The organism is Phyllobacterium sp. (assembly GCF_037994425.1).
Lineage (GTDB): Bacteria > Pseudomonadota > Alphaproteobacteria > Rhizobiales > Rhizobiaceae > Phyllobacterium.
On the sequence record NZ_JBBNAM010000169.1, the window covers coordinates 1 to 4254 of the forward strand.

Annotated in this window: 6 protein-coding genes and 1 pseudogene; 3 read left to right on the forward strand and 4 right to left on the reverse strand. The window is 61.6% G+C overall.

What is annotated here, in order from left to right:
- Window positions 1-71: 71 nt before the first annotated feature.
- Window positions 72-248: a hypothetical protein gene (locus AAAB35_RS12680; protein ID WP_340668640.1), complete on the reverse strand. Its 177-nt coding sequence runs from the start codon at window positions 246-248 to the stop codon at window positions 72-74.
- 504 nt (window positions 249-752) lie between these two features.
- Window positions 753-1361: a VOC family protein gene (locus AAAB35_RS12685; protein WP_340668641.1), complete on the reverse strand. Its 609-nt coding sequence runs from the start codon at window positions 1359-1361 to the stop codon at window positions 753-755.
- 469 nt (window positions 1362-1830) lie between these two features.
- On the opposite strand from AAAB35_RS12685, the gene AAAB35_RS12690 reads away from it, so the two are divergent.
- Window positions 1831-2064, forward strand: a complete 234-nt coding sequence (locus AAAB35_RS12690) for a hypothetical protein (RefSeq protein ID WP_340668642.1) — start codon at window positions 1831-1833, stop codon at window positions 2062-2064.
- 359 nt (window positions 2065-2423) lie between these two features.
- Here AAAB35_RS12690 and AAAB35_RS12695 read toward each other — a convergent pair whose 3' ends face one another.
- Window positions 2424-2933 (reverse strand): helix-turn-helix domain-containing protein, encoded by a 510-nt coding sequence (locus AAAB35_RS12695; protein WP_340668643.1) that lies wholly within the window; start codon window positions 2931-2933, stop codon window positions 2424-2426.
- Window positions 2934-3045: 112 nt separating this feature from the next.
- On the opposite strand from AAAB35_RS12695, the gene AAAB35_RS12700 reads away from it, so the two are divergent.
- Window positions 3046-3597 (forward strand): dihydrofolate reductase family protein, encoded by a 552-nt coding sequence (locus AAAB35_RS12700; protein ID WP_340668644.1) that lies wholly within the window; start codon window positions 3046-3048, stop codon window positions 3595-3597.
- Between the two features lie 110 nt (window positions 3598-3707).
- Entirely contained in the window at window positions 3708-3986 is a 279-nt protein-coding gene (locus tag AAAB35_RS12705; RefSeq protein WP_340668645.1) for a hypothetical protein, read from the forward strand.
- Here the strand turns inward: AAAB35_RS12705 and AAAB35_RS12710 are convergent.
- Window positions 3986-4120 (reverse strand): annotated as a pseudogene (locus AAAB35_RS12710) (IS630 family transposase); the annotation flags it as partial. The gene AAAB35_RS12705 and the pseudogene AAAB35_RS12710 overlap by 1 nt on opposite strands.
- Between the last annotated feature and the right edge of the window lie 134 nt (window positions 4121-4254).

Below are 4254 nucleotides of genomic sequence, written 5' to 3' on the forward strand. Positions count from 1 at the left end.
CTCCTTGATCGGTCAAACAGGCTTGGGTTCAGGCGCTATCCGCCAGCCGGTGTTCGGGTTGTCGGCTGCTATCAATGCCATCGGCGGCGAATATCCTCTGTTGTCAAGCGTCCGACCAGCACCCCGAGAAGAAATGCGAGAACGCCGACCACGCCAAGCGTAGATGCCGTTCTTGGGGGCAGGCGCTCTGCCAGCATCGAAATCGCCTTTGGCTGCTGACCCAGGGCTCGCGCGGTTCTTGCGGTCATCGTTGCGCCCCGCTCGGAGATGCCGGCGGGTTTTTCGCGCGCCTGTTTGCGCACAGGTGATCGCGTCTTTTGGGCTCCTTTGCGGGGAGTTGTCTTTCGCGTTTCTGGCCTCTTTTGGCCCCCGGCTGAAGCTGCTTCATCATTGGTAGGGATTGTCTCGTCCATTTTATCCAGCCCTCACACGTGAATCTGAGCAACGATCCGGGCGCGGGTTGGTTCCGGGGAGCGAGGCTGAAAGTGCGCCCGGCCTGTTGGGCAGGGCACCTTTAGTGCGGATTTCATGGACAACGCCAGGCCCGCCCTCAGCCGCCCGGCGCCCGTCGCGGGTAAGCCTTGCATGACGTTCAATCGTCGGCGCGCGGACCAGACGTACTTGCAAACCTCAGCCAGGTGCTCGCTGCGGGTCGAGAGAAGCGCCGTCGTCGATGCCTTGTCCAGCTGGGGCCGCGCGGCGACGCGGTCAGGGTCTTGGGACCGCATTAGGCACGTCGTCAGGACCGGTGGCTATAGGGGCAATTCCTTGCCAGCCTGCTCGCGAACGACATAGTCGGCATACCAGTCGGGCCAGTTCTCATCGTGCTGACCGCCTGTCCGCTTCTCGTGCTCGCCGTGCGCTTCGGCAGCGCGGCGGAGCGCTGCAGCAAGCTCGGCCGAAGAATTGAATGTCGTTCTGTCCGTGTCTACCCGTCCTGGTAGCCGCGCGGTTACTTCCTGCACGAGCCAGCCGTTGCCGTCAGGATCGCTGAAGGAGGCGAAAGACGAATAGCTGCGCCGCTGTGGATCCGGACCGCTGACACGCTCTGGCCCGTCACCGCGATGAAAGACGTCACTGACGTCGATCCCACGTTCGGCGAGCGCCGCGCGTGCCACCTCGATGTCGGACGCCACGAGGAAAAGCCCCGGTGCGGTGCCGAGGTGGATCGAACACGGCGAGCCTGGAGGCGTGAATTGTACGGCGCGCGATCCGTCGCTCCTGACGAAGTCGGCGTCAAGTCGCCACCCGAGGCCAGCGTAAAACTGCTTGGCGCGATCGACGTCCGCAACAGGGATGACGACAACTTCAAGCTTCAGGTCGATCGTCGACGCTTGCGAAGTCGCATTTGCATTTGTCATGGGTCTGCTCCTTGTTATGAAGAGGTGGCGCAAATCTGCCCTGCGGCACAGGGACTTTCATGGGGCAAACTGCGCATAAATCCGGCCGAGCCGAGGCGTGGCCGTCGCTGCAGTTTAGCGCGGGTCCAAGCAATTTGTCGCTTGTATCTTGTCAAGGCCCATCAGTGCGAGCACGCGAGCTACACCGGCCTTTGCGTTCCATGGGTCTCGTCCAACGCTTGATGACACCGCGGCTTGGCGCACGGCTTTTCCTTCAGCGTGAGTGCGCCAGGGCCCAACGGCTGGGCCTGCCTCTTATTTTGGCAAGAACCGGATCGAGCGCCGCCGCGTGTCGGCGCGGCGCCAGATCCTTTCCCATCACCTGGCAAATCGGCACAGTTTGAAGGCTCACAAAATGGCCATGATGGTGACATTTCCCCGTCATCGAGAGACTCTATGCTGCGCACAGGAATGAAAAATGGAGTGCGTCATGCTGGACTTCCGAGACCCCACGCTGAACGATATATTGGCGGATCCCATCATCCGCCAGGTGATGGTGAGTGATGGTGTCGATGCCGAAGACGTCAGAACGCTGATGCGCCGGGTGCACGGACATGAAATCAGGACGACAATGAGGAGGCCCGCCGTGGGTATCGACGCGACGGACCGCGAAATTATCTTCCAAAGTCGTACTTGCTGCGAGGCAACTGCCATTCGGCCTTAGCCCAAGCGGCACCGGCTCACGCAGGGACTGGATTCAAGCGAACCGGCCCAATCTGGTCGCATTGATCTGACAGGCATTTGCAGTGGCCGTCACGGAGCGGGTCGGCTCACCGTATTTATCGAGGCGGCCAAAAAAGCCCGCATCCTTGTCGAGCGCGGCTTACCTTGCCATTGTTGGCGTTTTTCGTAGCAGCCGGTCAACGCGCTTAACTTGCCCCTCGCGTAGGACAAAAGCGGTTATAGCTTCTTCAACACGACGCCCGTGCCAACCTACGCCCGGTCCTCAAGGACCTTGCCGACAAGATGCGCCGCGGCCTGCGTGGCCGAGTCTAGAACGGCAAGTGGGGCGGCGCCGACGCCTCAGCCCGCCTCTGTCTCGACCTCCGTCAGCACCTTTTCGTAAGCGGCGTGCAGCTCGGCAAACACCGAGAGCGCGCCGGGCCTTTTGGGTGTGCCGAGATGCAGGGTGCGCAATTCTTCCATGAAGGCTACCCAGGTGTCCGAGCCGCCCTCCTCAAGGAGCTGGGCGCGGATGGACAGTTCACGGCTGACGGGCAGGTGGCGGCGGCCCCAGGCGCCGAGCATGGCAAAGACCGGCACAAGCTCGATAGCCTTTTCGGTCAGGCTATAGATCGCCTTCTGCTTGTGGGTCGGGTCATCGGCCCTGGTGATCATGCCAAGATCGAGCAGGTGCTTTAGACGCGCCGACAGGATGTTGGAGGCAATGCCCTCCTCGGATTGCGAGAGCAGTTCGCGGAAGTGCCGGCGGTTGCCGAACATCATGTCGCGGATGATGATCAGGCTCCAGCGATCGCCGAAGACTTCGAGGCTCAAATTAATGGGGCAGCCGGATCTTTGCTCGTTGCGCATCGGGGACTCCAAAAACCGGTTGCAATATCGCATCAGTCTAAATAGTTTACAACCGGTGGCGAAGGGCAACTGGTTAGTTCGCGACAGGCGCGACGAGCAGAGGAGACATTCGATGAGACGGCTGGTGGTTTGGGATGTGATGACGCTCGACGGCTTCTTCGAAGGCCGAAGCCCATGGGACCTTGGCTTCCATGAAACGGTCTGGGGAGACGAACTGGAGGCGTTCTCGCTCGAGCAGGGCAAGGAGATCGGCACGCTGCTTTTCGGGCGGCGCACTTATGAAGGCATGGCCGACTACTGGAGCAAGGAGACCGGGGCGATTGCCGACATGATGAATTCGATCGATAAGGCGGTGGCCACCCGAACGCTCGCCGAGGCGACGTGGAACAATACCCGGCTCTTGAAGGGCGAGGCTGCGGAGGCGGTCACGGCGCTGAAGGCGGAGGAAGGCAAGGACGTCTACGTGTTCGGCAGCGCCGATCTGCTCGACTCTCTCCTCAAGGCCGGGCTCGTCGACGAATACCGGATCTGCGTCGCGCCGGTGGTGCTGGGGGCCGGCAATCCACTCTTCAAGCCGCAGGACCAGCCAGTCAAGATGCGCCTTGAAAGCGCGCGCGCGCTCAAGACCGGCGGGGCGATCCTGACCTATGCAGTGGGCGGCTAGCGAACCGGGTGCGACAGGTCGGCCCCCATTCACGCCGCCGATCCGGGGGTTCCATCCCCCGATCAGCGTTTTCGTCGCAAGGGGGCGGTACAAGGGCGCCGCGTTGAGCTATGGTCCCTCCCGAAAAGGTCAGGGACCCGACTTGCGATGACGTTCCTTTGCGTTGTGCTCAAAGTTCTCGTCTGCGCGGCATTCATGGGCGTGCTGGCGATTTTCTTCAGGGCCAATGGTTCGGGCGTCCGCCTTGGCTTGGGGTTCGCGACGGCACACTTCTGGTCAGGCGCAGGACTTTCTCGGGAGCGCGCGCGGACAAGTCGGCGCGGGGCGACCTGACACGGCTGCTCGACAGGGCGCCGGGCGGACCGCCGTCGCCGGAAGATGTCATCTAGCCCGTGCCCTGGGCACTCATCAAGATGATCCGGGCACGCCAAACGTGCTTCTTGGGTGCGTTGCGATCCCTGATCAGCGCTGCCAGAGTGCTGGCGATAAGTCGGCAAATCGTGAACAAGATTCCTGTGCGTATGCCCCAGACTCGCACGCGTACACCAGGAAGAGAATCCCGAACCGAACTCTTATTTCAGCCGGAAACACTAGCTTGGGGATTCGATCATCCCTCAAGTCCATTTGCGTGCGTCATCGAGAAGTAAGTGAATAGCG